General features: G+C 69.2%; 27 protein-coding genes. 10 read left to right on the plus strand and 17 right to left on the minus strand.

All coding sequences use genetic code 11. The annotated features are described in order from the left end of the window. Positions 1-15: 15 nt before the first annotated feature. A complete protein-coding gene (locus ACFIMZ_RS15950; protein WP_431820342.1) occupies positions 16-1,302 on the minus strand; it encodes an efflux RND transporter periplasmic adaptor subunit in 1,287 nt (428 codons plus the stop codon). A 401-nt stretch (positions 1,303-1,703) separates the two neighbouring features. Here ACFIMZ_RS15950 and ACFIMZ_RS15955 point away from each other — a divergent pair, with 401 nt between their 5' ends. Then, a complete protein-coding gene (locus ACFIMZ_RS15955) occupies positions 1,704-2,342 on the plus strand; it encodes a TetR family transcriptional regulator (RefSeq protein WP_431820343.1) in 639 nt (212 codons plus the stop codon). 34 nt (positions 2,343-2,376) lie between these two features. Here ACFIMZ_RS15955 and ACFIMZ_RS15960 read toward each other — a convergent pair whose 3' ends face one another. Beyond that, the gene (locus ACFIMZ_RS15960) at positions 2,377-3,030 is read right to left on the minus strand and encodes a cysteine hydrolase family protein (RefSeq protein WP_431820344.1); all 654 of its coding nucleotides are present in this window, start codon (positions 3,028-3,030) and stop codon (positions 2,377-2,379) included. Positions 3,031-3,182: 152 nt separating this feature from the next. Between ACFIMZ_RS15960 and ACFIMZ_RS15965 the strand changes: the two genes are divergently transcribed. Further along, positions 3,183-4,178 carry a helix-turn-helix domain-containing protein gene (locus ACFIMZ_RS15965; protein WP_431820345.1) on the plus strand — a complete coding sequence of 332 codons (996 nt, stop codon included), beginning with the start codon at positions 3,183-3,185 and terminating at the stop codon, positions 4,176-4,178. 52 nt (positions 4,179-4,230) lie between these two features. Here the strand turns inward: ACFIMZ_RS15965 and ACFIMZ_RS15970 are convergent, their stop codons facing one another. The 6 genes from ACFIMZ_RS15970 to ACFIMZ_RS15995 form a co-directional block, all read right to left on the minus strand. Then, positions 4,231-4,938: a CoxG family protein gene (locus tag ACFIMZ_RS15970; protein WP_431820346.1), complete on the minus strand. Its 708-nt coding sequence runs from the start codon at positions 4,936-4,938 to the stop codon at positions 4,231-4,233. 27 nt (positions 4,939-4,965) lie between these two features. Beyond that, positions 4,966-5,325 carry a DUF427 domain-containing protein gene (locus ACFIMZ_RS15975; protein ID WP_431820347.1) on the minus strand — a complete coding sequence of 120 codons (360 nt, stop codon included), beginning with the start codon at positions 5,323-5,325 and terminating at the stop codon, positions 4,966-4,968. A gap of 142 nt (positions 5,326-5,467) precedes the next feature. After that, positions 5,468-5,905 (minus strand): carboxypeptidase-like regulatory domain-containing protein, encoded by a 438-nt coding sequence (locus tag ACFIMZ_RS15980; protein WP_431820348.1) that lies wholly within the window; start codon positions 5,903-5,905, stop codon positions 5,468-5,470. A 42-nt stretch (positions 5,906-5,947) separates the two neighbouring features. Next, positions 5,948-7,432: a DegQ family serine endoprotease gene (locus tag ACFIMZ_RS15985; RefSeq protein ID WP_431820349.1), complete on the minus strand. Its 1,485-nt coding sequence runs from the start codon at positions 7,430-7,432 to the stop codon at positions 5,948-5,950. Between the two features lie 98 nt (positions 7,433-7,530). Further along, on the minus strand, positions 7,531-8,877 hold the full coding sequence (locus tag ACFIMZ_RS15990) for an ATP-binding protein (RefSeq protein WP_431820350.1): 1,347 nt from the start codon (positions 8,875-8,877) through the stop codon (positions 7,531-7,533). Between the two features lie 3 nt (positions 8,878-8,880). After that, on the minus strand, positions 8,881-9,543 hold the full coding sequence (locus ACFIMZ_RS15995) for a response regulator (RefSeq protein ID WP_021164091.1): 663 nt from the start codon (positions 9,541-9,543) through the stop codon (positions 8,881-8,883). A 180-nt stretch (positions 9,544-9,723) separates the two neighbouring features. On the opposite strand from ACFIMZ_RS15995, the gene dacB reads away from it, so the two are divergent. The 3 genes from dacB (at position 9,724) to ACFIMZ_RS16010 (ending at position 13,627) form a co-directional block, all read left to right on the plus strand. Further along, entirely contained in the window at positions 9,724-11,244 is a 1,521-nt protein-coding gene (gene dacB / locus ACFIMZ_RS16000; RefSeq protein WP_431820351.1) for a D-alanyl-D-alanine carboxypeptidase/D-alanyl-D-alanine endopeptidase, read from the plus strand. Between the two features lie 242 nt (positions 11,245-11,486). Then, positions 11,487-12,398, plus strand: a complete 912-nt coding sequence (locus ACFIMZ_RS16005; protein WP_431820352.1) for a sterol desaturase family protein — start codon at positions 11,487-11,489, stop codon at positions 12,396-12,398. Positions 12,399-12,493: 95 nt separating this feature from the next. After that, on the plus strand, positions 12,494-13,627 hold the full coding sequence (locus ACFIMZ_RS16010) for an SGNH/GDSL hydrolase family protein (protein ID WP_431820353.1): 1,134 nt from the start codon (positions 12,494-12,496) through the stop codon (positions 13,625-13,627). 191 nt (positions 13,628-13,818) lie between these two features. On the opposite strand, the gene ACFIMZ_RS16015 is transcribed toward ACFIMZ_RS16010, so the two are convergent. From ACFIMZ_RS16015 to pyk, 6 genes are all read right to left on the minus strand, one after another. Next, the gene (locus ACFIMZ_RS16015) at positions 13,819-14,847 is read right to left on the minus strand and encodes an L-threonylcarbamoyladenylate synthase (RefSeq protein WP_431820354.1); all 1,029 of its coding nucleotides are present in this window, start codon (positions 14,845-14,847) and stop codon (positions 13,819-13,821) included. 11 nt (positions 14,848-14,858) lie between these two features. Then, on the minus strand, positions 14,859-16,052 hold the full coding sequence (locus ACFIMZ_RS16020; RefSeq protein ID WP_431820355.1) for a 5-(carboxyamino)imidazole ribonucleotide synthase: 1,194 nt from the start codon (positions 16,050-16,052) through the stop codon (positions 14,859-14,861). Positions 16,053-16,155: 103 nt separating this feature from the next. Further along, positions 16,156-16,677 carry a 5-(carboxyamino)imidazole ribonucleotide mutase gene (gene purE / locus ACFIMZ_RS16025; RefSeq protein ID WP_006413303.1) on the minus strand — a complete coding sequence of 174 codons (522 nt, stop codon included), beginning with the start codon at positions 16,675-16,677 and terminating at the stop codon, positions 16,156-16,158. A gap of 22 nt (positions 16,678-16,699) precedes the next feature. Beyond that, on the minus strand, positions 16,700-17,590 hold the full coding sequence (locus tag ACFIMZ_RS16030; RefSeq protein WP_431820356.1) for a phosphoribosylaminoimidazolesuccinocarboxamide synthase: 891 nt from the start codon (positions 17,588-17,590) through the stop codon (positions 16,700-16,702). 195 nt (positions 17,591-17,785) lie between these two features. Then, a complete protein-coding gene (gene fba, locus ACFIMZ_RS16035; protein ID WP_431820357.1) occupies positions 17,786-18,850 on the minus strand; it encodes a class II fructose-bisphosphate aldolase in 1,065 nt (354 codons plus the stop codon). 266 nt (positions 18,851-19,116) lie between these two features. After that, a complete protein-coding gene (gene pyk / locus ACFIMZ_RS16040) occupies positions 19,117-20,553 on the minus strand; it encodes a pyruvate kinase (RefSeq protein ID WP_431820358.1) in 1,437 nt (478 codons plus the stop codon). Between pyk and ACFIMZ_RS16045 the strand changes: the two genes are divergently transcribed. Next, a complete protein-coding gene (locus ACFIMZ_RS16045) occupies positions 20,552-20,680 on the plus strand; it encodes a hypothetical protein (protein ID WP_010090807.1) in 129 nt (42 codons plus the stop codon). The two genes, pyk and ACFIMZ_RS16045, sit on opposite strands and share 2 nt — an antisense overlap. Before the next feature lie 157 nt (positions 20,681-20,837). Here ACFIMZ_RS16045 and ACFIMZ_RS16050 read toward each other — a convergent pair whose 3' ends face one another. From ACFIMZ_RS16050 to ACFIMZ_RS16060, 3 genes are all read right to left on the minus strand, one after another. Continuing rightward, a complete protein-coding gene (locus tag ACFIMZ_RS16050; RefSeq protein WP_431820359.1) occupies positions 20,838-22,034 on the minus strand; it encodes a phosphoglycerate kinase in 1,197 nt (398 codons plus the stop codon). Positions 22,035-22,270: 236 nt separating this feature from the next. After that, positions 22,271-22,594, minus strand: a complete 324-nt coding sequence (locus ACFIMZ_RS16055) for an AzlD domain-containing protein (protein ID WP_060168316.1) — start codon at positions 22,592-22,594, stop codon at positions 22,271-22,273. Beyond that, positions 22,591-23,346, minus strand: coding sequence for an AzlC family ABC transporter permease (locus tag ACFIMZ_RS16060; RefSeq protein WP_431820360.1), 756 nt, complete (start codon positions 23,344-23,346; stop codon positions 22,591-22,593). Before ACFIMZ_RS16060 ends, ACFIMZ_RS16055 begins: the two co-directional genes overlap by 4 nt. Before the next feature lie 195 nt (positions 23,347-23,541). Here ACFIMZ_RS16060 and ACFIMZ_RS16065 point away from each other — a divergent pair, with 195 nt between their 5' ends. From ACFIMZ_RS16065 to ACFIMZ_RS16080, 4 genes are all read left to right on the plus strand, one after another. Continuing rightward, positions 23,542-24,465, plus strand: coding sequence for a branched-chain amino acid transaminase (locus ACFIMZ_RS16065; RefSeq protein ID WP_431820361.1), 924 nt, complete (start codon positions 23,542-23,544; stop codon positions 24,463-24,465). 51 nt (positions 24,466-24,516) lie between these two features. Next, positions 24,517-24,711: a zinc-finger domain-containing protein gene (locus ACFIMZ_RS16070; protein WP_006749970.1), complete on the plus strand. Its 195-nt coding sequence runs from the start codon at positions 24,517-24,519 to the stop codon at positions 24,709-24,711. Positions 24,712-24,834: 123 nt separating this feature from the next. Continuing rightward, complete coding sequence (gene waaF / locus ACFIMZ_RS16075) at positions 24,835-25,875, plus strand: lipopolysaccharide heptosyltransferase II (RefSeq protein WP_431820362.1); 1,041 nt, start codon at positions 24,835-24,837, stop codon at positions 25,873-25,875. A 114-nt stretch (positions 25,876-25,989) separates the two neighbouring features. Continuing rightward, positions 25,990-26,436 (plus strand): nuclear transport factor 2 family protein, encoded by a 447-nt coding sequence (locus tag ACFIMZ_RS16080; RefSeq protein WP_124598201.1) that lies wholly within the window; start codon positions 25,990-25,992, stop codon positions 26,434-26,436. Positions 26,437-26,446: the final 10 nt, after the last annotated feature.

A 26,446-nucleotide genomic window follows, 5' to 3' on the forward strand; every position in this document is an offset into this window, starting at 1 on the left:
GAAACAGGCTCCCTGTTAATGAGCACTCGACGCGGCGGCGGCGCTCGCCGGGGCAGCGCCCGACGCTGCGGCAGCCGACGCTGCGGCAGGCGACGAACCCGACGACGGCGCGGCGGCCGGCGCTGCAGCCCCTGCAGCGGCGCCCGATGCGCCGTCCTGCGCCTGCGCGAGCTGGGCCGCGACGGTCTTCACGGTCGCGCCCGGACGCACCTTGTCGATGCCCTGCACGATCACGCGGTCGCCCCCCTGCAGGCCGCCTTCGACGATCCAGTTCTGGCCCCGCATGCCGGTCGTCGTCAGCGGACGCGGCGCGACCTTGTTGTCCGCGCCGACCACCAGCGCGACCGCCTGACCCTTCTGGTCATGCGTGACGCCGATCTGCGGCACCAGGAACGCGTTCTCGTTCACCCCTTCCTCGATGCGCGCGCGCACGAACATCCCCGGCAGCAGCACCTTGTTCGGGTTCGGGAAGATCGCGCGGATCGTCACCGAGCCCGTCGCCTGATCCACCGTCACGTCCGAGAACTGCAGCCTGCCCGGCTCCGAGTACGTCTTGCCGTCCTCCAGGATCAGCGACACCTTCGCCGCGCCCGGGCCGCTCGTCTTGATCCGGCCGCTCTGCACGTCCTGGCGCAGCTTCAGCCCTTCCAGGCTCGACTGCGTCAGGTCCACGTACACCGGATCGAGCTGCTGCACGGTCGACATCAGCGTCGCCTGGCTCGCCTGCACGTACGCGCCCGGCGTGACCTGCGAGATGCCGACGCGGCCGGTGATCGGCGACACCACGTCCGTATAGCCGAGGTTGATCTGCGCGGTGTCCACCGCCGCCTTGCCGGCCGCCACGTCCGCCGCCGCCTGCCCTTGCGCGGCGACCGCGTTGTCGTAGTCCTGCTTGCTGATCGCGTTCGCGCCGACCAGCACCTTGTAGCGCGCGACCAGTGCGTTCTGCGTCGCGAGGTTCGCCTGCGCCTTCGCGAGCGATGCCTTCGCGCTGTTCAGCTGTGCGATATACGGTGCGGGGTCGATCTTGTAGAGGCGCTGGCCGGCCTTGACGTCGGTGCCTTCGGTGAATTCACGGCGCAGCACGATGCCGTCGACCCGCGCGCGCACTTGCGCGACGAGGAACGCGTTGGTGCGGCCCGGCAGTTCGGTGAAGACCGGTACGGTTTCCGGCTGGACGGTGACGACGCCGACTTCCGGCGTTTGCGGCGGCGGTGCCGATTCTTTTTTCCCGCACGCGGCCAGGAAAACGGCGGCCGTCGCGACAGTGATTAAGCGGTATGGAACCCGTTCGACGCGCATGGAGCGACCTCTGTGTGTAACCAATGGAATGAGTGCCGCGCCCGGCCCGGACGCAACACGGATGCGCCTTGCGGCGCGGATCGAACACCTGAATTACTGGACTGCTGGATACAGCAAGCGGCACGGAACCACGGTGCCGACGAAGACGCCCCGAACTGCGGGCAGGTAGTGCTTTGGCGGGGATCAGCAGTGTGGGATATTAACTGATTGCCCCTTTGGCCATTCGATCGTAGGGTGGTATTGTATATACATTCACGAATGTATGTAAAAAGGCCCTGCGCCGCCGCGACCGCCGGTATTACAAACCGTTACGAGCCGCTAGGATAGCCCGTTTGCACGGGTACGGCGAGGGATGCGAACCTTATTGTTTCGCCCACCGATCGATCCTCTCAGGCCTGAATATGGTCAGACGCACCAAGGAGGAAGCCCTTGCCACCCGCAACGGCATCCTCGACGCCGCCGAACACGTGTTCTTCGAGAAAGGCGTGTCGCACACGTCGCTCGCGGACATCGCGCAACACGCCGGCGTGACCCGCGGCGCCATCTACTGGCATTTCGCGAACAAGAGCGAGCTGTTCGACGCGATGTTCGATCGCGTGCTGCTGCCGATCGACGAACTGAAGAAGATGCCGGCCGACGCGCCCGGCAGCAATCCGCTCGAGAAGGTCCGCAAGATCCTGATCTGGTGCCTGCTCGGCGTCCAGCGCGATTCGCAGCTGCGCCGGGTGTTCAGCATCCTGTTCATGAAGTGCGAGTACGTGGCGGACCTGGAGCCGCTGCTGCAGCGCAATCGCGCCGGCATGAGCGACGCGCTGCACGCGATCGACGCCGATCTCGCGATGGCCGTGCGGCTGAAGATGCTGCCCGAACGGCTCGACACGTGGCGCGCGACGCTGATGCTGCATACGCTCGTCAGCGGCTTCGTGCGCGACATGCTGATGCTGCCCGACGAGATCGACGCGGAGCAGCACGCGGAAAAGCTCGTCGACGGCTGCTTCGACATGCTGCGCTACAGCCCGGCGATGCTGAAGGACGATTGACGCGCCGTGCCCGCCGGCGCACGCGGCGGCAGGGTCAGGCGGCCTGCGTGCGGCGCGCGCGGGCCCGCCGGTTCGACGCGGACACCGACTCGCGCGCCGGCATCGCGCCGCCCGCCAGCCCGGCGATCCATGCGTCGGTCGACATCACCGCCGCGAAGTTCGACTGGAACACCACCGTATACGCGCGGTGGATCTCCTCGGCGCTCGCCGCGCCGGCCGCGTTCTCGTACGGCACCGCGCCCGTCGCATCCTCCAGATACTCGACGTTCAGCCCCGCATGCGCCGCGTGATACACGGTCGACGCATTGCAATTGTGCGTCATGTAGCCGGCCACCGCGAGCGTGTCGATGCCGTGCGCGTCGAGCCACGCGGCGAGATCGGTGCCCGCGAACGCGCTCGCGAGCGACTTCTCGATCCGGTGCGCGTACGGCCGCGACGCAACCACCGGATGCAGTTCGACGCCGTCGCTGCCGGGCGCGAAGATCGGCGCGCCGGCCGGCGCGACGTGCTGGACGACGATCACCGGCACGCCGGCCGCGTGCGCGGCATCGATCGCGCGGCCAAGGTTCGCGAGCGATGTGTCGACGGGCGGGTATTCGATCGGCAGGTCGCCCGTCACGTATTCGTTCTGGACGTCGATCACGATGAGGGCGCGGCGACTGGCGGGCTTTGAAGCGGGCTTCGACATGACTTTCTCCTGGTTCGGACGCGCCGCCCGCCCCGCAACGGGAGCAGTCGGCAGCGCGATGCGACGCATTGTCGAACCGCGGCGCCGGCCCCGACAGCGGCCCGATTGACATTCTTCGATAGAATCGGGCCATCCGCATTCCGGAGCCCGCCATGCCCGCCGTCCCCGCCGTCCCTTCTCCCACCGTCGTCGCCGCGATCGCGTTCGACGGCATCAGTCCGTTCCACCTGTCGGTCCCGTCCGTCGTGTTCGGCAAGGAGCGCGACGCGGCCGACACGCCCGCGTTCGACTTCCGCGTGTGCTCGGCGGACCGGGGCCCGCTCGCGACGACGGGCGGCTTCACGATCTCGGCCCCGCTCGGGCTCGACGCGCTCGGCGACGCGCAGATCGTCATCGTGCCGAGCTGGCGTGACCCGGCCGAAACGCCGCCGGCGGTGCTGCTCGATGCGGTGCGCGCCGCCGCCGACCGCGGCGCGCTGCTGGTCGGGCTGTGCCTCGGCGCGTACGTGCTCGCGGCAGCCGGCCTGCTCGACGATCGCCCGGCGACCACGCACTGGGCCTGGGCGGACGACTTCGCACGGCGCTTCCCGCGCGTGCGGCTCGACCCCGACGTGCTGTACGTCGACGACGGCAACCTGATGACGTCGGCCGGCACCGCCGCGGGGCTCGACTGCTGCCTGCACGTGGTGCGCCGCCGCTTCGGCGCCGACGCGGCGAACCGGATCGCGCGACGCCTCGTGATTCCGCCGCACCGCCAGGGCGGGCAGGCGCAATACGTGCCGCAGCCCGTCGCCGCGCACCCGCGCGACGCGCGGCTCGCGGGCCTGCTCGACTGGGTGCGCGCGCAACTCGACGCGCCGCACAGCGTCGATTCGCTCGCGGCGCGCGTGCTGATGAGCCGCCGCACGTTCACCCGGCACTTCCGCCAGGCGACCGGCACGACCGTGATCGCATGGCTGCAGGCCGAACGGCTCGCGCGCGCGCAGCATCTGCTGGAAACCACCGGACAATCGATCGACGCGATCGCGCAGGCGGCCGGCTACGGGTCGAGCGTGTCGCTGCGCCAGCATTTCGCGAGCGCGCTCGGCACGTCGCCGTCGGCCTATCGGCGGGAATTTCGGGGGACGGCGGCGGACGCGCCAAGGTGACGGCCGCCGCATGCGCGGCGGCCAGCGGGATGCGGCCTGCGCAGGGTTGCGCTCAGCCGTTGAACCAGCGCGCCGCGTAGAGCAGCAGCGCGACGAACACGATCATCGCCGCCCACGCCCAGGCCGGCACCGGAGAGGATTCGCGATGATGGACCGCGCTGGCCGCCCGGCCGGTCAGCGCGCCGCCGAGGTGCTGCAGCGGCGGACGTTTCGCCGTCCCCGCCAGCGACGCGGGCCGCAGGAACACATGCTGGCGCCGATGCGGGGTGGTACGCGCGCGGTTCGGCGCAAGCCCGTGCTTCGCCTGCACGACCGCGCAGAACTCGCTGAAGAAGTCGTCGGCCCATTCGTGCAGCGCGTTCTCGATCTGCCGCGTCGGCAGCTCGGCGAGCGGCCCGGTCGCGGTCGCCCACAGCACGTATTCGACGCGGGTCGCGTTCGCGTCATCCGCCTCCGGCAACAGCACGATTTCGATCTGGCCGCGCAGCGCGCCGATGCCGTCGGCGCGCGCCTTGAAGTTCAGGGTCCGGCGCGGCTGCCCCTCCGCATCGCCCTGCTCGCTCGCGACATGCGCGCGCACGCCGTAGCGCGCGCGTAGCGGGCCAAGCGGCACGGTAAGCGTCAGCGCATACTCGCCGCGCGTCAGCTCGACGAACGATTCACAATGGTCAAAACTCGCGCGCAGCAGCGCGATGTCCTCCAGTGCGTCCCGGACGACCGACGGCGCAAGCGGAACACGTAATGCGTCGTTCAGTTCCATGATGTCTCCCCGATGAACACTTGCCGCTCAGGACGTCTCGACGAGACTGCCGACCCGCGCGACATCGAAGGCGACATAGCGCGCTAGCGCCAACGCCGCCGACTTCGGTTCCTCGTAACTCCATGCGGCGTTTTCGATCACGCCGTCTTCCGTCTGCAAATCGAAATAGCTCGCGTGCCCCTTCAGCCCGCAGACGGTCGTCAGGCGCGACCGCACGAGCCGGCTCATGTTGACGTCGGCGCGGGGCAGGTAATAAACGTCCGGCAGCCCCGACTCGCGCACGGTCAGCGCGCCGAGCGTATCCGCGTACGTAATCCCCTGATGAATCACGCGCACGCGATGGCGGTTCGGCACGATTTCGAGACGAGGGTCGGCTGCAGTGGTCATCGATCTCCTCCTACTGACGACCCGGCAGGCGGGCCGGGGGCGCACCAAGAAGCACAAAAGCCACGGCGCGAAGGCCGTGGCTTTCATTATCGGCGAAAGTCGCACGAATTGCGCGACTGTCGCCCAAACCGGACGTTGCCGGCTATTTCGCGGACCAGGTGAACGCCTGCTTCGCGCCGCCCTTCGCGGTCACCGTGACGCTGTGCGTCTCGTCCTTGCCCTGGTACGACGCCTGCACCGTGTAGCGGCCCGGCGGCAGCTTGACGAGCATGTACGGCCCGCGCGCATCGGTCTTCAGCACCTCGGCGCCTTTCGCGTCGGCAATCCGCACCTGGACGTCGGCAACGAACTCGCCGCCCGCGCCCGTGAAGCGCAGCGCGAGCGGCCACGCGGCTTCGTTGTGCTGGAACGCCGTCGATTCGTCCTGCCCGACGCCGCCGGACACGAAGGTGACGTCGCCCTGGTGACGCGCGGCGGGCAAGCCGTCCGACTGCGCGTACGCGCCGGTTGCGCCGGCCGCGACGCCGACGGCCAGCGCCGCGGCGATCGCGAATCGGGACACGCTGCGTGGATGTTGCATGGCACTCTCCTCTGGATCGGAACGGAGGCCTGCTCGCGCCGTTCAGCTCAGGTCGACCGGCACGAAGATCTGCGCATTGTCGCGCTGGATCAGCAGTGCGAGGCTGTTGCCGGCGCCCTTGACCGCGTCGCGCAGCTGTTCGGGGCTCGTCACCGGCCGGCCGTTCACCGCGAGGATCACGTCGCCCGGCTGGATGCCCGCGCTCGCGGCGGGGCCGCCCGCCTGCTGGACGAGCAGCCCGTGCGACAGCTGCGTCGCGCTGCGCTCCTGCGGCGACAGCGGCCGCACCGCGACGCCGAGCCGGCCCTGTTCGACCGGACCGCCGTCGTTCGACGCGACCTTGGCGTCGGCCATCGAGCCGAGCGTCACGCTGACCGTCTTCTTCGCCTTGTCGCGCCAGATCTGCAGGTCGGCCCTGGAACCGGGCTTGAAGCTCGCGATCTGCGCGGGCAGCGTCGTCGAATCGGCCACCGGCATGCCGTTGACCGACAGGATCACGTCGCCCGGCTGCAGGCCCGCCTTCGCGGCCGGGCCGCTCGGGTCGACCGAGCTGACGAGCGCGCCGTCCGGCTTCGGCAGTCCGAACGAGCTGGCCAGCGTCTGGTTCAGCCCCTGCACCGCGACGCCGAGGCGGCCGCGGCTCACGTGGCCCGTCTTCACGAGCTCGTCCTTCACCTTGATCGCCTCGTTGATCGGAATCGCGAACGACAGGCCCTGGAAGCCGCCCGTCTGCGAATAGATCATCGAGTTGATGCCGATCACCTCGCCCTTCAGGTTGAACAGCGGGCCGCCCGAGTTGCCGGGGTTGACCGGCACGTCGGTCTGGATGAACGGCGTGTAGTTCTCGTCGGGCAGCGCGCGCGACTTCGCGCTGATGATGCCGGAGGTCACGGTGTTGTCGAAGCCGTACGGCGAGCCGATCGCGACCACCCACTGGCCGACCTTGCTCTGCGCCGGATCGCCGATCTTCACGATCGGCAGCCCGCTCGCGTCGATCTTCAGCACCGCGACGTCGGACTGCTTGTCCGCGCCGACGACCTTCGCCTTGTACTCGCGCTTGTCGGTCAGCTTCACGGTGACGACGTTCGCGCCGTCGATCACGTGCGCATTCGTCAGGATATAGCCGTCCGGGCTGATGATGAACCCGGAGCCGAGGCTCGCGCTCGGCTGGTCGTCCGGCTGCGCGTCGCCGCCCATGCCGGGCATCTGGCCGTAGAAGTGCTTGAAGAACTGGTAGAACGGGTCGCTCGGGTCGATCGGCAGCTGCGGCTGCTGCATGCGCCGCGCGGCCTGCTTCACGACGTGCTTCGCGCTGATGTTCACGACCGCCGGGCCGTAGGTCTCCACGAGCCCGGAGAAATCGGGAATGCCGGTCTTCGCGGCCGCTTCGGCCGGCATCAGCGCGGCCGCCTGCGCGGGCGTGATGATCTGCGGATCGGCACGCCGGGTGCCCGCGACGTAGCCGGCGGACAGCGCGGCCGCCACCGCGACGGCGACAGCGCCGCGCGCAAGGAATCGGGTGTTCATCGTAGGACCTCCTCTTTTGTTACAACGCAGCGTAACGACCCTGACTTAAAGGAGGCTTAATCAGCCTTGAGCGGGGCTTAACCCGGCCCGGCTCCCCCTCACACCGGCTCGGACTGGCGCGGCGCCTCGGCCGGCATCTCGGCGTTGCGAAACACGACGCTGACGAGCAGGCCGCCCGCCGCCGCGTCGCCGAGCGTCACCGTCGCGCCCTGCTGCGCCGCGACGCGCTTGACGATCGCGAGGCCGAGCCCGCTGCCCGACACGTCGGTGCGGGCCCGCGCGGAGCTGTCGCGGTAGAAGCGGTCGAACACGCGCTCGCGCTCGTCGGCCGGGATGCCCGGGCCGCTGTCGCCGATCTGCACGCACGCGCGGCCGGCCGCGTCGCGCATCAGCGACACGTCGATGCGGCCGCCGTCGGGCGTGTACTTGACCGCGTTGTCGAGCAGGTTGCCGAACATCACGCGCAGCGCGGCGACGTCGGCGACGACCCGCGCGGGCTGCGACTCCTCGAAACCCAGGTCGATGCCGCGCCGCTGCGCGAGCGGCGCGTGCGCGGCCGCGCATTCGGCGAGCAGCGCCTGCAGGTCGACCGCCTCGCGCACCGTCCCGCCGTCCGGTTCCGCGCGGGCGAGCGCGAGCAGCTGCTCGGCAAGGCGCGTCGCGCGCGTGACGCCGTCCTGCAGGTCGGCGAGCGCCTCGCGGCGCGACGCGTCGTCCTTCGCACGCCCGACGAGCTGGGCCTGGATCTGCACGGCCGCGAGCGGCGTGCGCAGCTCGTGCGCGGCGTCGGCCACGAACGCCTTCTGCGTGTCGAGCGCCGCCGACAGCCGCGCGAGCAGCCCGTTCAGCGCGTGCACGAGCGGCTGCACCTCGAGCGGCAGCGGCGCATCGGGCAGCGGATCGAGCGCCTCGGGCCGGCGCGCCTCGACCGCGCGCGTCACGCGGCGCAGCGGCGCGAGCCCGCGCCCGACGATCATCCACACGGCCGCGCCGAGGAACGGCAGCAGCACGATCAGCGGCCACAGCGTGCGCAGCGCGACGTTCGCCGCGAGCCGGTTGCGCACCGACACCGGCTGCGCGAGCTGCACGACGTTGTCGCCGACGATCGCGCCGTACACCCGCCATTCGCCGCGGTCGGTGCGCTCGGTCGAGAAGCCGAGCTCGGCGCGCGGCGCGATCGGCGCGCGCGGATGCGAGAAGTACATCAGCACGCCGTTGCGGTTCCAGATCTGGATCACGATGCCTTCGTCGCCGTTGGTGCGCGAGCCGAACACCTGCGAGAACGGCTCCGACGGCAGCGCCGCGGCGATCTCCTGCAGCTGGTAGTCGAACAGCTCGTTCGCCTCCGCGAGCGCCTGCCGATAGATCAGCCAGCCGGCGAGGCCCACGCCGGCGACGACGATCGCCAGCAGCCAGATCAGCAATTGATGACGGATCGACCTCACGCGTCAGCTTTCCTTGACGACCATGTAGCCGAGCCCGCGCACGTTGCGGATCAGGTCCGAGCCGAGCTTCTTGCGCAGCGCGTGGATATAGACCTCGACGGTGTTGCTGCCGATCTCCTCGCCCCAGCCGTACATCTTCTCTTCGAGCTGGCTCTTCGACAGCACCGCGCCCGGCCGCGCGAGCAGCGCCTCGAGCAGCGCGAACTCGCGCGCCGACAGCGCGACGGGCGCGCCGTCGAGCGTCACCTGGTGCGAAGCGGGATCGAGCGTCAGCGCGCCGTGGCGGATCAGCGACTCGCTGCGCCCCGCCTGGCGGCGGATCAGCGCGCGCATCCGCGCGCCCAGCTCGTCGAGATCGAACGGCTTGACCAGGTAGTCGTCGGCGCCCGCGTCGAGCCCCTTCACGCGATCGGCGACCGCGTCGCGCGCGGTGACGATCAGCACCGGCAGCGCCAGCCCGCGCGCGCGCAGCGTGCGCAGCACGTCGATGCCGTCGCGCTTTGGCAGGCCCAGATCGAGCAGCAGCAGGTCGTACGTCTCGCCGCCGAGCGCGGTGAGCGCCGCGTCGCCGTCCTGCACCCAGTCGACCGCGAAGCCGTCCGAGCGCAGCGCCTTGCGCACGCCCTCGGCGATCATCCGGTCGTCTTCGACAAGCAATATCCGCATCTGGGTCGGCATCCGTGGGACGAGTGAATCATGCCGACCATTGTAGCGCCGCGGATTGCGCGCGCGGCATCGCGCACCACACCGCGGCGGTTTCATCGGATCCGACCCAACTTGTCTCTACAATGGGCGCTTTGGCGCCGCGCGCGCCGCGCTCACGCACCCGCTTTCCCGTATTCGTCCATGCCGATTTCCGTCCTCGCCGCCCGGTTCGCGCCCCGCGCCCGCCTCTGCCTGCGCGCCGCCGCCGTCCTCGCCGCCTGCACCGCCCTGTCCTTCGCGCCGCCCGCGCAAGCCCGCAAGAAGCCGCACAAGCCGCCCGTCGTGTCCGCCGCCGCGCGCGCGGCCGGCCTGCCGCCGTCCGTGCTGGTCGCGCTGCAGCGCGCGAAGGTGCCCGCGTCGGCAATCAGCGTCGTCGTCGAGCGGGTCGGCGATCCGGAGCCGCTCGTCGCGTGGAACGCGAGCCGCCCGATGCTGCCGGCATCGACGATGAAGCTCGTCACGACCTTCTCGGGCCTGTCGATCCTCGGCCCCGACTTCCGCTGGCGCACGTCCGCCTATGCGGACGGCCCGCTCGACCTGGACGGCACGCTGCAGGGCAACCTGTACATCAAGGGCACCGGCGATCCGAAGCTCGTGCCGGAGGAGCTGATCGACCTCGTCGACAAGATCCGCAAGGCCGGCATCAAGCGCGTGAGCGGCGGCCTCGTGCTCGACAAGACCTATTTCGCGGCGTCGACGCGCGACCTGCCGGCGTTCGACGAGGACGCGAGCGCGCCGTACAACGTCGGCCCCGATCCGCTGCTGTACGCGTTCAAGGCCGTCTCGTTCACGCTGACGCCGGGCGACGACGGCAAGGTCGCGATCGACGTGCTGCCGCCGCTCGCGAACCTGTCGATCGACAACCAGCTCTACGAAGGCAACGGCTCGTGCGGCGCGGCAGCGGCCGCGGCGCGCCCGACGCTGACGGCGGGCGACGGCATGCTGACCGCGTCGTTCGCGGGCGACTATCCGCTGCGCTGCGGCGCGCGCACGACCAACCTCGCGATCCTCGACCACTCGACGTTCTTCGCGCGCGGCTTCCTCGCGCTGTGGCAGCAGGACGGCGGCACCATCGCGGGCCCCGTGAGCGAGGGCAAGGTGCCGTCGACCGCGCGGCCCGTCGCCGTGCACCACGGCCCGGTGCTCGGCAGCGTCGTCTACGACATCAACAAGTTCAGCAACAACGTGATGGCGCGCAACCTGTTCCTGACGATCGGCGCGGAAAGCGGCAAGCCGCCCGCGACGCCCGAGCAGTCGAGCCGCGTGATCCACGCGTTCCTGCAGAAAAGCGGCATCGCGATGCCGGAGCTCGTGCTCGACAACGGCTCGGGCCTGTCGCGCGACGAGCACGTGAGCGCGCAGTCGCTCGCCGCGCTGCTGCAGGCCGCGAACGCGAGCCCGGTCGCGCAGGCGTTCATCGATTCGCTGCCGATCGCCGGCATCGACGGCACGATGAAGAACCGGCTCACGAACGCGGGCGTGCTCGGCAACGCGCACATCAAGACCGGCACGCTGCGCGACGTGCGCGCGATCGCCGGCTACGTCGCGGGCGCGGACGGCCAGAGCTACGTCGTCGTCAGCTTCATCAACGACGATCACGCGGAAGCCGCGCGCGCCGCGCACGACAGCCTGCTCGAATGGATCTACGCGGGCGCGCACTGACGGCCGTGCCGGCGGCGGCCGGCACGCGGCCGCCCGGGCTACCCGCGCCGACAAAACGGGGCCGCACCGCGCAGCCCCGCACGGCGCGGCTTCGGTAGAAACCCTGCCCTCTGAGGGAACCCTCTACGCTGCCCTCTCGCCTAGCGCGACCCGATTGCGTAGGCTGTCGCCTGACCAATATTCACAATCGGGCGACTGCCCGGCCACGAGACTTGCAGGGGAAAGAAGGAGGAGACACGCCCATGCGATTCGACGTCGAATTGCTTCTGCTCGCGCTGGCGCCCGTCTTCCTGCTCTGCATCGGCTGGGAAGCCTGGCACTTCGCCCGCACCCGTCCGCAGGCCGCCATCTACGGCTGGCGCGACACGCTGTGCAACGCCGCGCTCGCGCTGATGCACCAGGGCGCGGACAAGGTCGCATGGCTGTTCGTGATTCCCGTGTACGCGTACTGCTACCAGCACTACCGCCTGTTCACGTGGCAGGACGGCTGGCTGTCGTTCGCCGTGCTGTTCGTCGCTCAGGACCTCCTCTACTACGTGTTCCATCGCGCGAGCCACCGCGTGCGCTGGCTGTGGGCCGCGCACGTCGTGCACCACTCGTCCGAGCGGATGAATTTCTCGACCGCGATGCGCCAGAGCCTGATGTATCCGGTCGCCGGCATGTGGGCGTTCTGGCTGCCGCTCGCGCTGCTCGGCTTTCCGCCGCAGCAGATCGTCGGCATCGTGCTGATCAACCTCGCGTTCCAGTTCTTCGTGCATACGCAGGCGTTCGGCAAGCTCGGCTGGATCGAATACGTATTCAACACGCCGTCGATCCATCGCGCGCACCATGCGCGCAACCCGCGCTACATCGACCGCAACTATGCGGGCGTGCTCGTGATCTGGGATCGGCTGTTCGGCAGCTTCGTCGAGGAGACGCCGGCCGACCCGCCCCAATACGGAATCGTCGAGCGGCTCGGCTCGAACAATCCGCTCGTCGCGACGTTCCACGAGTGGAGCTCGATGGCCGCCGATGCGTGGCGCGTGCCCGGATGGCGCAACAAGCTGCGCGCGGTTTTCGGGCCGCCCGAATGGGCGAGCGCTTATCATGCGCGGATGGCCGGCGCCGCCGCCGACGATCCGCGCACGGCGCCGCCTGCGGGCGCGAATCGCTAGAGAACAACTTTCAGCCAACGGCCGCCGCGCCCCGGACCTGAGCGGGCATGCGGCAGATGCGAAACATCAGGCCATATCTACGAGGAGATCGATCGATGCAACCACAACGAACCGCACCGTCCCGCGCACGGCACCGCCTGCTGCGCACCGCCCAGGTTGCGATCGCAGGCGCCGCGTTCGCGCTGCTCGCCGCATGCGGTGGCGGCGACGACAATAACAACGCGTCCGCCACGCCGCCGTCCGGCGTGAAGATGCAGATCGTGTCGTTCGGCGACAGCCTGTCCGACGCCGGCACCTATTCGCAGATCCTGCTCGGCTTCGGCGGCGGGCGCTTCACGACCAACCCGGGGCAGGTCTGGCCGCAGCTCGTCGCGACCTACTACGGCGACACGCTGCAGCCCGCCAACCAGGGCGGCTTCGGCATCCCGCTGCAGGCGACGGGCGGCCTCGGCTACGCGCAGGGCGGCGCGCGCGTCACGCAGCAGCCGGGCGTTGGCCACGCGGACGCGAGCGTGCCGAACTCCGACTACGCGCAGGCGACGACGATGCCGATCGCCGACCAGGTCAAGCAGTACCTGTCGCAGCACGGCAGCTTCAACGCGGGCCAGATCGTGCTGCTCAACGGCGGCGCGAACGACATCTTCTATCAGGCACAGGTCGCGCAGGCGCAGGGCAACACGCCGGCCGCGCAGCTCGCGGCGGCACGGGCGGTCGGGCTCGCCGCGCTGCAGTACGCAGGCATCGTCCAGCAGATCGTCGCGGCGGGCGGCACGCACGTGTTCGTGTCGAACATGCCGGACATCGGCGGCACGCCAATGGCAGTGGCGGGCGGCACGCAGGCGGCGTTCACGCAGCTGTCGGGGGTGTTCAACCAGACGCTCGTCGCGGAGCTGCAGAGGCTCAAGGTCGACACGACCAAGTACGTGCTGCTCGACATTTTCACGTGGCAGAACGGCATCACGGCCAATTTCCAGGCGAACGGCTTCACGGTGTCGAACACCGGCACCGCGTGCAACCTGCAGGCGATGATCAACGCGGCGAAGGCGTTCGGCGCGCCGATGCCGACCGCATTCGGCTCGTCGCTGTTCTGCTCGCCGCAGACCTACACGACCGCGAACGCGGACCAGACCTATATGTTCGCCGACACGGTCCACCCGTCGACGCACATGGGTCAGCTGATCGCACAGTTCGTCGAGAAGCAGATCGCGGCGACCGGCGTCGGCAAGTAAGCACCGCGTCCGGTCCGCGCAGCTGCTGCGGACCGGACGGCGGATGCTTCGCGCCTGCGAACGCGAACACAAGCGAAAACGCCCGACCGGGTTCACCGGTCGGGCGTTTGTTTTTCCGATCCCGACGCGTCGCACAATGCGTGCTCGTCGGCAAGCGACCTACGGCGTCGGCACGTGCCTCGCTGCCGCGATCACCCCTGCGCTTCGAACGCGGCCGCCGCGCGGCCGAGCCGGTCGTTGACCGCGATCCATTCGACGGTGTCGGGCAGCTTCTCGACGAGGATCCGCGCGACGTCCGCCCGGTCGAGCGCGCGCAGCATTCCGTAGAGCGCGTGCGCATACGCCTGCGGATCTTCCGGCGCGGCGATGAAATGCACGTCGGCGGCCTGCGCCCAGCGGCCCGCGCGCGATGCGCGAGCGACCAGCGCGACCCGTTCGCCGGCCGCGTGCGCGGCGGCGAGCAGCGGCTCCAGTTGATCGAACGGCAGCAGCGCGAGCGGCGTGCGCGGCGCGTAATGCGCCTTCAGCGTGCCGGACGCGCGCGGCGCGGTCGCGTCGCTGCCGTCCGGCAGCCGCGGCGCGCGGCCGAGCACGTCGGCGATCTGCTGCGGCGTCACGTGGCCCGGGCGCAGCAGCGCCGGGAAGCCGCGCGACAGGTCGAGGATCGTCGATTCGATGCCGACTTCCGACGGCCCGCCGTCGAGCACGTGCACCGTGTCGCCGAACTCGTCGCGCACATGCTGCGCGGTTGTCGGGCTCACGTGCCCGAAGCGGTTCGCTGACGGCGCAGCCACCCCGCCGTGCCCGCCGCGCAGCGCGCTGAACACATCCAGCAACGCCTGCGCGACCGGGTGCGACGGGCAACGCAGGCCGACCGAGTCCTGCCCGCCGCTCACGGCGTCCGGAATGCGCGGATGGCGCTTCAGGATCAGCGTCAGCGGGCCGGGCCAGAACGCGTCGATCAGCTTCTGCGCATCGTCGGGCAGGTCTTCGACCCAGTAGCCCGGATCGCCGCCCGGCGGCAGGTGCACGATCACCGGATGATTCGCCGGCCGGCCCTTCGCCGCGTAGATGCGCGCGACGGCCTCGGGATTGGCCGCGTCGCCGCCGAGCCCGTAAACGGTTTCGGTCGGAAACGCGACGAGCTGGCCCGCATCGAGCAGCGCGGCGGCCGCGTCGATCTGCGCGCGCGTCACGGACTTCGGAAGATCGCTGGACATCGGCACGGCGCTCAGTCGAGCGGCACGCGCAGCAGCTGCGCGCACGCGGTGGCCGCGCCGAGCGCTTCGTCGCGCGTAGCGGCCGTGAAGTTCACGTGGCCCATCTTGCGGCCGACGCGCGCCTCTTCCTTGCCGTACAGGTGCAGATGCGCGGCCGGCATCGCGGCGACCTGGTCCCACGGCGGCGTGACGGACGCGCCCGCGGCGCCGTCCGGGAACCACACGTCGCCGAGGATGTTCAGCATCGCGGCCGGCGAATGCTGGCGCGGATTGCCGAGCGGCATGCGCGTCATCGCGCGCACCTGCTGCTCGAACTGGCTCGTCGCACATGCATCGACCGTGTAGTGGCCGGAATTGTGCGGACGCGGCGCCATCTCGTTCGCGACGAACGAGCCGTCTTCGAGCACGAAGAATTCGACGCACAGCACGCCGACGTAGCCGAGCGTGTCGGCGATCCGCACTGCAGCCTGCTGCGCCTTCTCGACGAGTGCGGCATCGGCGGCCGGCGCCGGCACGACCGTCAGCGACAGGATGCCGGCGTGGTGCGTGTTCTGCGCGAGCGGGAACGCGGCCGAGCGGCCGTCGGCGCCGCGCGCGATCAGCGCCGACACCTCGTACTTCAGCGGCAGGCGCTTCTCCAGCACGCACGGCACGCCGCCGAGCGCCGCGTGCGCGTCACGCGCTTCCTGCGCGCTGCTCACCCGCACCTGCCCCTTGCCGTCGTAGCCGAGCCGCGCGGTCTTCAGGATGCCCGGCAGCACCGCGTCGAGCGCCGCATCGTCGAGCGCGGCGAGCGCCGCGGCCGATTCGATCACGACATGCGCCGCGACCGGCACGCCGGACGCCTCGATGAACCGCTTCTCCGCGATCCGGTCCTGCGCGACCGCGACGCAGCGGCCGGCCGGCGCGACGAACGTCGTGCGCGCGAGGAAATCGAGGCTCGCGGCCGGGACGTTCTCGAACTCGGTCGACACCGCGTCGCACAGCGCCGCCAGTTCGGCGAGCGCGGCTTCGTCGTCGTACGCCGCGCGCAGGTGGCGGTCGGCGACCGCGCCGGCGGGGCTCGTCGGATCGGGATCGAGCACGGCGACCCGGTAGCCCATCGCTTGTGCGGCGAAGCAGAACATGCGGCCGAGCTGGCCGCCGCCGACCATGCCCAGCCAGGCGCCGGGCAGGATCGGGGAAGTGGATTGAGGAGTGGTCATGTCAGTGGTCGGTCACGGCGGGCAGCGCGCCCGCCGCAGTGAGGACAATCCGGGTTCGACTGCCCGGTTGCCGGGCAGCCCTGGTCCGGGCGGCCCGTTGCATTCATTCCAGCGGCGGCAGCACCATCGCGTGCGCGGCCTCGTTCTGGCGCACGCGGAACGCGGCGAGCCGGTTCGCGTAGTCGACCGACGTGCCGGACAGGATCGACACCGCGAACAGCGCCGCGTTCGCCGCGCCGGCCTCGCCGATCGCGAACGTCGCGACCGGCACGCCCTTCGGCATCTGCACGATCGAGTGCAGCGAATCGACGCCCTTCAGGTACTTGCTCGCGACCGGCACGCCGAGCACCGGCACCGTCGTCTTCGCGGCGAGCATGCCCGGCAGGTGCGCCGCGCCGCCCGCGCCGGCGATGATCGCGCGCAGGCCGCGCTCGCGCGCCTTCTCCGCATAATCGAACATCTCGTCGGGCATCCGGTGCGCGGACACGACCTTCGCCTCGTACGGCACGCCGAACTCCTGCAGGATGGCCACCGCATGCTTCATCACGTCCCAGTCGGAACTCGAACCCATCAGCACGCCGACGAGCGGCGCGCTGTGCGTGTGGGCAGTCTGGACTTCACTCATCGCGCGTTCCTTTCGTCGAAGCTCAGGCGAGCCGCTCGCCGGTGATGCGCTCGAGCGCTTCCTGGTACTTCGCGGCCGTCTTCTCGACGACGTCGGCCGGCAGCGCCGGTGCGGGCGCCGTCTTGCCCCACGGCTGCGCCTCGAGCCAGTCGCGCACGAACTGCTTGTCGAACGACGGCGGGTTCGTGCCGACCTGGTACTGGTCGGCCGGCCAGAAGCGCGACGAATCGGCCGTCAGCACTTCATCCATCAGGTACAGCTTGCCGTGGTTGTCGAGGCCGAATTCGAACTTCGTGTCGGCGATGATGATGCCGCGCGTCGCCGCGTAGTCAGCCGCTTCCTTGTACAGCTTGATCGAGATGTCGCGGATCGTCGCGGCCAGCTCGGTGCCGATGCGGCGCTCGGTTTCCTCGAACGTGATGTTCTCGTCATGCTCGCCCATCTCGGCCTTCGCGGCCGGCGTGAAGATCGGCTCGGGCAGCTTCTGCGCGTTCTGCAGGCCTTCCGGCAGCTTGACGCCGCACACGGCGCCGCTCTCCTGGTATTCCTTCCAGCCGCTGCCGGCCAGGTAGCCGCGCACGACGGCCTCGATGAGGATCGGCTCGAGGCGCTTGACGACCACGCCGCGGCCCTTGACCTGCTCGACCTCGTCGGCCGCGACGACCGCTTCCGGCGCGTCGCCCGTCAGGTGGTTCGGGACGATGTGCGCGAGCTTGTCGAACCAGAAGTTCGCCATCTGGTTCAGCACGCGGCCCTTGTTCGGAATCGGCTCGCCCATGATCACGTCGAATGCCGACAGGCGGTCGGTCGTGACGATCAGGAGCTTGTCGTTGCCTACCGCGTAGTTGTCGCGGACCTTGCCGCGACCGAGGAGCGGCAGCGAGCGGAGCGTGGATTCGTAGAGGGTAGACATCGTCTTTTCGCAGATAAGGAGCCAAACAAAAAGGGAAACGCCGTTCCCCGCGGCTGGCGGGAACGGCGGCCTTGCGATTCTTCGGCGCGCCCGGGCACGCGGCCCGGACGGCGCCGGCCGGCCCGGGTTCGGCCGGCGGGACGGTCACGGCCGGCGGACATCCGCCGGCCGGCAGCCCCGGATCGTACTACAGTCTCAGCGCACGACCTGCGCGAGCTCGCCCGCCTTGTACTTCTCGGCGATCTTGTCGAGCGACACCGGCTTGATCTTCGCGGCCTGGCCTTCGCAGCCGAACGCGAGGTAGCGGTCGACGCAGACCTTCTTCGCCGCTTCGCGCGCCGGCTTCAGGTAGTCGCGCGGATCGAACTTGCCCGGGTTCTCGAACAGGTAGCGGCGGATCGCGCCGGTGATCGCGAGACGCAGGTCGGTGTCGATGTTGATCTTGCGCACGCCGTGCTTGATGCCTTCCTGGATTTCCTCGACCGGCACGCCGTAGGTTTCCTTCATGTCGCCGCCGAACTGGCGGATCTCTTCCAGCAGCTCCTGCGGCACCGACGACGAACCGTGCATCACGAGGTGCGTGTTCGGGATGCGCGCGTGGATTTCCTTGATGCGCTGGATCGACAGGATGTCGCCCGTCGGCTTCTTCGAGAACTTGTACGCGCCGTGCGACGTGCCGATCGCGATCGCGAGCGCGTCACACTGCGTGAGCTTCACGAAGTCGGCAGCCTGCTCCGGATCGGTCAGCAGCTGCTCGCGCGTCATCGTGCCCTCGGCGCCGTGGCCGTCTTCCTTGTCGCCCTTCATCGTCTCGAGCGAGCCGAGCACGCCGAGTTCCGCCTCGACCGTCACGCCGATCGAGTGCGCCATCTCGACGACCTTGCGCGACACGTCGACGTTGTACTCGTACGATGCGACCGTCTTGCCGTCCCCCTCGAGCGAACCGTCCATCATCACGCTGGTGAAGCCGCTGCGGATCGCCGCCATGCAGACCGCCGGCGACTGGCCGTGGTCCTGGTGCATCACGACCGGGATGTGCGGATACGACTCGACCGCCGCTTCGATCAGGTGGCGCAGGAACGGCTCGCCCGCATACTTACGCGCGCCGGCCGATGCCTGCATGATCACGGGTGCGCCCACCTGGTCCGCCGCCGCCATGATCGCCTGCACCTGCTCCAGGTTGTTCACGTTGAAGGCCGGCAGGCCGTAGCCGTGCTCTGCCGCGTGGTCCAGCAATTGACGCATTGATACGAGAGGCATTGTGGAACTCCTTGAATGAAAACCGGTGCGCCCTGAGCGCCGGCGCGGCCTGGCCAGGGTTACCCCGGGCGGACGGGCGCGGCTGAGCGTCGAATAGCCGCATTTTATCGCGAAGCGCCTCCGAATCCGACCGGTTGGCGGCCTTCGCTCGCAATTTGTTACCTTCGCACGGCACAATGCGGGCAAAAATCAGAAAAAAAGCCGCGCGGGGCATCAGACCCCGCGCGGCTTTTCGCAATAAAACAGTGTCGGATCGAGTCCGGCGGTCAGTAGTGCTCGCCGACCCGGACGATCTTCAGCGTGTTGGTGCCGCCCGCCTGCCCCATCGGCTCGCCGACGGTCAGCACGACCATGTCGCCGCGCGCGACGAGCCCGCGCTGGACGATCAGCTCGATCGCCTGCTGGAGCGCCGCGTCGCGATCGCTGTTGAAGTCGACGTGCAGCGGCGTGACGTTGCGGTACAGCGCCATCGTGCGCTCGCTGCCGACCCGCGGCGTCAGCGCGAAGATCGGCACGTGCGTGTAGTGGCGCGACATCCACAGCGCGGTCGCGCCCGATTCCGTCAGCGCGACGATCGCCTTCGCGCCCAGGTGGTATGCGGTGAACAGCGCGCCCATCGCGATCGACTGGTCGATCCGCGTGAACGTGCGGTCGAGGAAATCCTTGTCCAGCTCGACGTGCTCGGACTTCTCGGCCTCGACGCAGACGGCCGCCATCGTCTCGATCGTCACGACCGGGAACTTGCCCGCGGCCGTCTCGGCCGACAGCATCACGGCGTCGGTGCCGTCGAGCACCGCGTTCGCGACGTCCGACACCTCGGCGCGGGTCGGCACCGGCGCGTGGATCATCGATTCCATCATCTGCGTCGCGGTGATCACGAGCTTGTTCGACTCGCGCGCCATCCGGATCATGCGCTTCTGCAGCGCCGGCACGGCCGCGTTGCCGACTTCGACGGCCAGGTCGCCGCGCGCGACCATGATGCCGTCGGACGCGTCGAGGATGCTCTGCAGCGCCGGAATCGCTTCCGCGCGCTCGATCTTCGCGATCATCTTCGGCTTGATGCCGTACGGCGCGCCCGCGATGTTCGCGAGCTGGCGCGCCATTTCCATGTCGGTCGCGTTCTTCGGGAACGACACCGCGACGAGGTCCGCGCCGAGCGACATCGCGGTGCGGATGTCCTCCATGTCCTTCGCGGTCAGCGCCGGCGCCGACAGCCCGCCGCCCTGCCGGTTGATCCCCTTGTTGTTCGACAGCTCGCCGCCCACCTTGACGATCGTGTGGATCTCGTCGCCGAGCACGCGCTCGACGGTCAGCACGATCAGGCCGTCGTTCAGCAGCAGCACGTCGCCGGGCTTCAGGTCGCGCGGCAGCTCCTTGTAGTCGAGGCCGACCCGGCCGTCGTTGCCCAGCTCGCAGCCCGCATCGAGGACGAACGGCTGGCCCGGCTCGAGCGTCGTCTTGCCGTTCTCGAACTTGCCGACGCGGATCTTCGGCCCCTGGAGGTCCGCCATGATCGCGATCTCGCGGCCGACCTTGCGGGCGGCCTCGCGCACCATCTCGGCGCGCTGGCGGTGATCATCGGCGGTGCCGTGCGAAAAATTGAGCCGCACGACGTCGAGGCCCGCCTGCATCATCTGCAGCAGAATCTCCGGCGAACTGGAAGCCGGGCCGATCGTGGCGACTATCTTGGTGGCGCGCTGCATGAAACTCCTCATCTGGATCAAGGTGGATGCGCTGGGTGAAACGCTGCGAGAGCCGGACGCGGCAGGCCCAGCGGCCGCCGCTCCGGAGGGCGCGCCGGTGCTTGCGCCCGGCGTCGCTTTATTCTGAATCTCGTGTTGCAGCACGGCTGCGTCGCCGGCAGCCGCCGGTGCGCGCGGGGCGGTGTTCGCCCGCGCGGGCGCGCGTTTGCGCTTGCCCGCGCCGGCCGTCGGCTCCGCCTTCGCGGAGCGCGCGGCCTTCGTCCCCCCTGCGCGCGCCGCCACGCTCAGGCCGCCCGCGTTTCGAGCACTTCCACCGCCGGCAGCTTCTTCCCCTCGAGGAACTCGAGGAAAGCGCCGCCGCCCGTCGAGATGTAGCTGACCTGGTCGTGGATGCCGTACTTCGCAATGGCCGCGAGCGTGTCGCCGCCGCCCGCGATCGAGAACGCGGACGATTTGGCGATGGCGTCGGCAAGCGTCTTCGTGCCGTTGCCGAACTGATCGAATTCGAACACGCCGACCGGACCGTTCCAGACGATCGTGCCGGCCTTCTCGAGCTGGCTCGCGAGCGCCTTCGCCGTTTCCGGCCCGATGTCGAGGATCATGTCGTCGGCTTCGATGTCGGCGACCTTCTTCACGGTCGCGGCGGCCGTCGGCGAGAATTCCTTCGCGGTCACGACGTCGGTCGGGATCGGCACCGACGCGCCGCGCTTGCGCGCTTCGTCGATGATCGCCTTCGCCTCGTCGAGAAGGTCGGCTTCCGCGAGCGACTTGCCGATCGACAGGCCGGCCGCGAGCATGAACGTGTTCGCGATGCCGCCGCCGACGATCAGCTGGTCGACCTTCTCCGCGAGCGACTTGAGGATCGTCAGCTTGGTCGACACCTTCGAGCCGGCGACGATCGCCACCAGCGGGCGCGCCGGGTTGCCGAGCGCCTTGCCGAGCGCGTCGAGTTCAGCGGCGAGCAGCGGGCCCGCGCACGCGACCGGCGCGTACTTCGCGATGCCGTGCGTCGTCGCTTCCGCGCGGTGCGCGGTGCCGAACGCGTCGTTCACGTACACGTCGCAGAGCTTCGCCATCTTCTGCGCGAGCTCGTCGGAGTTCTTCTTCTCGCCCTTGTTCACGCGGCAATTCTCGAGCAGCACGACCTGGCCCGGCGCGACGTTCACGCCGTTCTCGACCCAGTTCGCGACGAGCGGCACGTCGCGGCCGAGCAGCTCGGCGAGACGCTTCGCGACCGGCGCGAGCGAATCTTCCGGCTTGAACTCGCCTTCGGTCGGGCGGCCGAGGTGGGACGTGACCATCACCGCCGCGCCCGCGTCGAGCGCAGCCTGGATGGCCGGCACGGACGCGCGCACGCGGGTGTCTTCGGTGATGTTGCCGTGGTCGTCCTGCGGGACGTTCAGGTCGGCGCGGATGAACACGCGTTTGCCGGCGAGCTGGCCGGCGGCGATCAGGTCGGTAAGACGCTTGACTTGGCTCATGTTGGACAAATTGAAGTAGTGGATGGGGAAAGGGGGTCGTACGCAACACGTGCGCGGGCTGCCGCTGGGGGCGCCGGATGCGGCCGTGGCTGGCGGATCCGCATGACGCGCACGGGTAAAGAATCTGGAACGGGCATTCTAGCCGATCCGTTCGGACGGCTGCCCGCATGGCGGCGAATTCCGCCTATTTGGGACAAACCGGAATGTTGCGATGCAGCAAAACCCATGCCGGCGCATCAGGCGACCAGGCGCAGGCCGGTAAACACGAGCATCCCGACGACGATCGTGCCGAGCATGCTGCGCCGCCACAGGTACCAGCCGAAGCCGGCGAGCGCCGCATAGAACTGATGATTGGCGAGTGCGAACGACAGCCCGGCCGGGGTTTCGAGCACGTCGGGCAGCACGACGGCCGCGAGCGCCGCCGCGGGCGCGTAGCGCAGCGCGCGCTGCGCGCGCTCGGGCAGCACGGTGCGCTCGCCGCCGATCAGGAACAGCGCGCGGGTAACGGCCGTGACGAGCGTCATGCCGATGATGACGAGCCAGATGTGCACGGCGCTCATTCGACCTCCTTCTGCTGCACGGTTTCAGTGCGGATGCGGCGCCAGTCGGCCCGCTCGACGAAGAAGTCGGCGGTGCAGCCGGCCGCGAGCGCGGCCAGCACCGCGAGCGGCAGCGCGAGCCGGTACGGCAGGTCGAACGCAACCAGCGACACGACGCCGGCGACCGCGACGGCGGCCAGCGTCGAGCGGTTCGCGACCGCCGACACCATGATCGGGATCAGCGCGAGCGTGCCCGCGAGCTCGAGCCCCCAGCTCGCGGGAAAGAAGCTCGCGAGCAGGATCCCGGCGATCGACGACACCTGCCACGACAGCCAGCTCGACAGCGCCATCCCCCAGAAATACGCCTCCTTGCCCGGTACGTGGCCGGTCGCGAAGCCCTGTTTCTGGAACAGCAGGTAGATCACGTCGCCGTTGAAATAGCCGATCGCGAGGCGCCGCCACAACGGCAGGTAGGAAAAATGGGGGGCAAGCCCGGCGCTGAAGATCACGAAGCGCGTGTTGACCATCGCGGCGGTGAGCAGCACGGTCCAGAGCGGCAGCTTCGCGAGGAGGAGCGGCAGCACCGCGAGCTGCGACGAGCCCGCGTAGACGAGCAACGACATCGCGGTCGCCTGCCCGAGCGTCATCACCGACTTGCTCATCGCGATGCCCGTGACGAGCCCCCAGGACAGGATGGCCATCAGCGTGGGCGAATAGTCGCGCGCGCCCTGGATCAGCGCGAAGCGGTCGGTGGCGGACAATCGAGCAAGCATGGGGAGGCGCCGCGGCGGGCGGTTTGCGAGAGGCGTCGGCGTCTCCTGCCGGCGCAGCCCGTCGTCGTTGGAATCGGTACCGGACGATTATAGCCTCGCCCCTTCGCCAACCGACCGGGCCGACGCCAAATGACGCTAAAATGTGCGTCTTTCCCGCTCAACGCAGCACACAACCGCTTCCGACAGGAGAATCCTATGTCAATGGCCGACCGCGACGGCAAGATCTGGATGGACGGCAAGCTGATCGACTGGCGCGATGCCAAGATCCACGTCCTGACCCACACGCTGCACTACGGCATGGGCGTCTTCGAAGGCGTGCGCGCGTACAAGACGGCCGACGGCAGCACCGCGATCTTCCGCCTGCACGAGCACACGAAGCGCCTGCTGAACTCCGCGAAGATCTTCCAGATGGACGTGCCGTTCGACCAGGAAACCCTCGAAGGCGCGCAGCGCGAGGTCGTGCGCGAGAACAAGCTGGAGTCGTGCTACCTGCGCCCGATCATCTGGGTCGGCTCGGAAAAGCTCGGCGTGTCCGCGAAGGGCAACACGATCCACGTCGCGATCGCCGCGTGGCCGTGGGGCGCGTACCTCGGCGAGGAAGGCCTCGCGAAGGGCATCCGCGTGAAGACGTCGTCGTTCACCCGCCACCACGTCAACGTGTCGATGGTGCGCGCGAAGGCGTCGGGCTGGTACGTGAACTCGATCCTCGCGAACCAGGAAGCGACCGCCGACGGCTACGACGAGGCGCTGCTGCTCGACGTCGACGGCTACGTGTCGGAAGGCTCGGGCGAGAACTTCTTCCTCGTGAACCGCGGCAAGCTGTTCACGCCGGACCTGTCGTCGTGCCTCGACGGCATCACGCGCGACACGATCATCACGCTCGCGAAGGACGCCGGCATCGAGGTGATCGAGAAGCGCATCACGCGCGACGAGGTCTACACGGCCGACGAGGCGTTCTTCACCGGCACCGCCGCCGAAGTCACGCCGATCCGCGAGCTGGACAACCGCACGATCGGCAGCGGCGCGCGCGGCCCGATCACGGAAAAGCTGCAATCGGCATTTTTCGATATCGTGTCGGGCAAGGACGCGAAGTACGCGCACTGGCTGACGAAGGTCTGAGCGCGCGCCGCACGCGAATGCCCCACAAAAGAGTGAACAAGAGAAAGACTCATGAGTGAAATCAAGGAAATGCCGCTGGTCGAGCTGACGGCCAAGGATCTTCCCGCCTACTGCCCGAACCCGGCGATGGCCCGCTGGAGCGCGCACCCGCGCGTCTTCATCGACGTGTCGCACGGCGAGGCGCGCTGCCCGTACTGCGGCACGCGCTACAAGCTGCGCGACGGCGAGGTCGTCAAGGGCCACTGAGCCCGGACTGATGCGCTGCACGGCGGCGCGACCGGATGACCGGCGCGCCGCCCTTTCCCATTCTGGCAACCCGAACACGGCGCCCAGGCGCCGTGTTTCATTACGACATCGGAAATCGACCTGATGCGTCGAGCGCTGGTTATCGCACCGAACTGGATCGGTGACGCATTGATGGCGCAGCCGCTCTTTGCGCTGCTGAAGAAACTCCATCCCCGCATCGCGATCGATGCCGTCGCACCCTCATGGGTCGCGCCGGTGCTGGAGCGCATGCCGGAGATCCACGATGTCTACGCGACCGATCTCGCGCACGGCAAGCTGCAGCTGCTGCGCCGCTGGCAGCTCGCGAGCGACCTGCGCGACAACGGCTACGACGCGGCCTACGTGCTGCCGAACTCGCTGAAATCCGCGGTGATCCCGTGGCTCGCGAACATCCCGCTGCGGATCGGCTATACGGGCGAGCACCGCTACGGCCTCTTGAACGTGCGGCACGCGAACCCGAACAAGGCGCACGGCGAGCGGCCGCCGATGACGGGCCACTACGCGGCGCTCGCGTACGCGCCGGGCGCGAAGCTGCCCGAGTCGATGAAAACCCTGCCCCCGCCGCGCCTCGAAGCCGACCTGAATGAAACGGCGCGCGTGTCCGCACGTTTCAATCTCGATACACGGATGCCGCTCGTCGTGTTCTGCCCCGGTGCGGAATACGGCCCGGCCAAGCGCTGGCCGCCCGAGCACTTCGCATCGCTCGCGAAGATCGTCCACCAGTCGTTCCCGTACACGCAGATCATCGCGCTCGGCTCGCAGAAGGACGCCGCGGCCGCGCAGGCGATCGCCGAGCACGCGCCGCACGTGCGCAACCTGTGCGGGCAGACGTCGCTGTCCGAGGCGTGCGCGCTGATCGCCCGCGCGAACGCGGTCGTCACCAACGATTCCGGGCTGATGCACGTCGCCGCGGCGCTGCGCCGGCCGCTCGTCGCGCTGTACGGCTCGACGGATCCGCGTCATACCCCTCCGCTGTCCGAGCTGGCGAAGGTACAATGGTTGCATCTCGAATGCAGTCCCTGCTTCGAGCGCGAGTGCCCGCTCGGCCACCTGAAGTGCCTGCGTGAACTCGGCCCGGAACAGGTATTCGGCGATCTGCGCGGCATGCTCGTCGGGCAACGCTGACCTACACCGGCAGCGTCGCGAGGCGCGCGCCGGGCAATCCGATTCACCGGTGCGCGGCGGCCTCCTGGCCGCCGTGCTGAATACGGCGCGCGATGCGCGCGAGAGAACAACCCGATGCCACGTTTTGCCCGCCTCTTCGAAGCCGCCGCCGATACGCTCAACGCCTACTACCAAGCCATCGCCGATGCCAACCTCGACGCGCTGATGGCCCTGTGGATCGACGAGGATTTCGCCAGCTGCATCTGGGCGGACGGCGCGCATCTGCACGGCCTCGACCAGATCCGCAGCGGGCTCGGCGCCCGGCTGTCCACGCAGCCGGTGACGATCGAGCCGCTCGACATCCGCGTGTACGACAGCCTCGGCACCGTCGTCTACACGATCGCCGAAGCGCATCAGCAGGCCGACCTCACTGCCGAGCCCGACATGGTGTTCGCCACCTACGTGATGATTCACGAGCGTGGCGAATGGCGCATCGCGCACATCCATGCGAGCCCGATTCCCGAACAGGCGGCCGGGCAGTTCGCCGCCAAGATCCGCCACGGGCAAGGCCCGCTGCATTGACGAATTGACC

This window comes from Burkholderia sp. F1 (assembly GCF_050813845.1).
Classification (GTDB): Bacteria; Pseudomonadota; Gammaproteobacteria; order Burkholderiales; family Burkholderiaceae; genus Burkholderia; species Burkholderia ubonensis.

Bases quoted from the DNA above. Each gene is read 5' to 3' on its own strand.
- ACFIMZ_RS15950 (WP_431820342.1), bottom strand. From the start codon at position 1,302: ATGCGCGTCGAACGGGTTCCATACCGCTTAATCACTGTCGCGACGGCC.
- ACFIMZ_RS15955 (WP_431820343.1), top strand. From the start codon at position 1,704: ATGGTCAGACGCACCAAGGAGGAAGCCCTTGCCACCCGCAACGGCATC.
- ACFIMZ_RS15960 (WP_431820344.1), bottom strand. From the start codon at position 3,030: ATGTCGAAGCCCGCTTCAAAGCCCGCCAGTCGCCGCGCCCTCATCGTG.
- ACFIMZ_RS15965 (WP_431820345.1), top strand. From the start codon at position 3,183: ATGCCCGCCGTCCCCGCCGTCCCTTCTCCCACCGTCGTCGCCGCGATC.
- ACFIMZ_RS15970 (WP_431820346.1), bottom strand. From the start codon at position 4,938: ATGGAACTGAACGACGCATTACGTGTTCCGCTTGCGCCGTCGGTCGTC.
- ACFIMZ_RS15975 (WP_431820347.1), bottom strand. From the start codon at position 5,325: ATGACCACTGCAGCCGACCCTCGTCTCGAAATCGTGCCGAACCGCCAT.
- ACFIMZ_RS15980 (WP_431820348.1), bottom strand. From the start codon at position 5,905: ATGCAACATCCACGCAGCGTGTCCCGATTCGCGATCGCCGCGGCGCTG.
- ACFIMZ_RS15985 (WP_431820349.1), bottom strand. From the start codon at position 7,432: ATGAACACCCGATTCCTTGCGCGCGGCGCTGTCGCCGTCGCGGTGGCG.
- ACFIMZ_RS15995 (WP_021164091.1), bottom strand. From the start codon at position 9,543: ATGCGGATATTGCTTGTCGAAGACGACCGGATGATCGCCGAGGGCGTG.
- dacB (WP_431820351.1), top strand. From the start codon at position 9,724: ATGCCGATTTCCGTCCTCGCCGCCCGGTTCGCGCCCCGCGCCCGCCTC.
- ACFIMZ_RS16005 (WP_431820352.1), top strand. From the start codon at position 11,487: ATGCGATTCGACGTCGAATTGCTTCTGCTCGCGCTGGCGCCCGTCTTC.
- ACFIMZ_RS16010 (WP_431820353.1), top strand. From the start codon at position 12,494: ATGCAACCACAACGAACCGCACCGTCCCGCGCACGGCACCGCCTGCTG.
- ACFIMZ_RS16015 (WP_431820354.1), bottom strand. From the start codon at position 14,847: ATGTCCAGCGATCTTCCGAAGTCCGTGACGCGCGCGCAGATCGACGCG.
- ACFIMZ_RS16020 (WP_431820355.1), bottom strand. From the start codon at position 16,052: ATGACCACTCCTCAATCCACTTCCCCGATCCTGCCCGGCGCCTGGCTG.
- purE (WP_006413303.1), bottom strand. From the start codon at position 16,677: ATGAGTGAAGTCCAGACTGCCCACACGCACAGCGCGCCGCTCGTCGGC.
- ACFIMZ_RS16030 (WP_431820356.1), bottom strand. From the start codon at position 17,590: ATGTCTACCCTCTACGAATCCACGCTCCGCTCGCTGCCGCTCCTCGGT.
- fba (WP_431820357.1), bottom strand. From the start codon at position 18,850: ATGCCTCTCGTATCAATGCGTCAATTGCTGGACCACGCGGCAGAGCAC.
- ACFIMZ_RS16045 (WP_010090807.1), top strand. From the start codon at position 20,552: ATGAAACTCCTCATCTGGATCAAGGTGGATGCGCTGGGTGAAACGCTG.
- pyk (WP_431820358.1), bottom strand. From the start codon at position 20,553: ATGCAGCGCGCCACCAAGATAGTCGCCACGATCGGCCCGGCTTCCAGT.
- ACFIMZ_RS16050 (WP_431820359.1), bottom strand. From the start codon at position 22,034: ATGAGCCAAGTCAAGCGTCTTACCGACCTGATCGCCGCCGGCCAGCTC.
- ACFIMZ_RS16055 (WP_060168316.1), bottom strand. From the start codon at position 22,594: ATGAGCGCCGTGCACATCTGGCTCGTCATCATCGGCATGACGCTCGTC.
- ACFIMZ_RS16060 (WP_431820360.1), bottom strand. From the start codon at position 23,346: ATGCTTGCTCGATTGTCCGCCACCGACCGCTTCGCGCTGATCCAGGGC.
- ACFIMZ_RS16065 (WP_431820361.1), top strand. From the start codon at position 23,542: ATGTCAATGGCCGACCGCGACGGCAAGATCTGGATGGACGGCAAGCTG.
- ACFIMZ_RS16070 (WP_006749970.1), top strand. From the start codon at position 24,517: ATGAGTGAAATCAAGGAAATGCCGCTGGTCGAGCTGACGGCCAAGGAT.
- waaF (WP_431820362.1), top strand. From the start codon at position 24,835: ATGCGTCGAGCGCTGGTTATCGCACCGAACTGGATCGGTGACGCATTG.
- ACFIMZ_RS16080 (WP_124598201.1), top strand. From the start codon at position 25,990: ATGCCACGTTTTGCCCGCCTCTTCGAAGCCGCCGCCGATACGCTCAAC.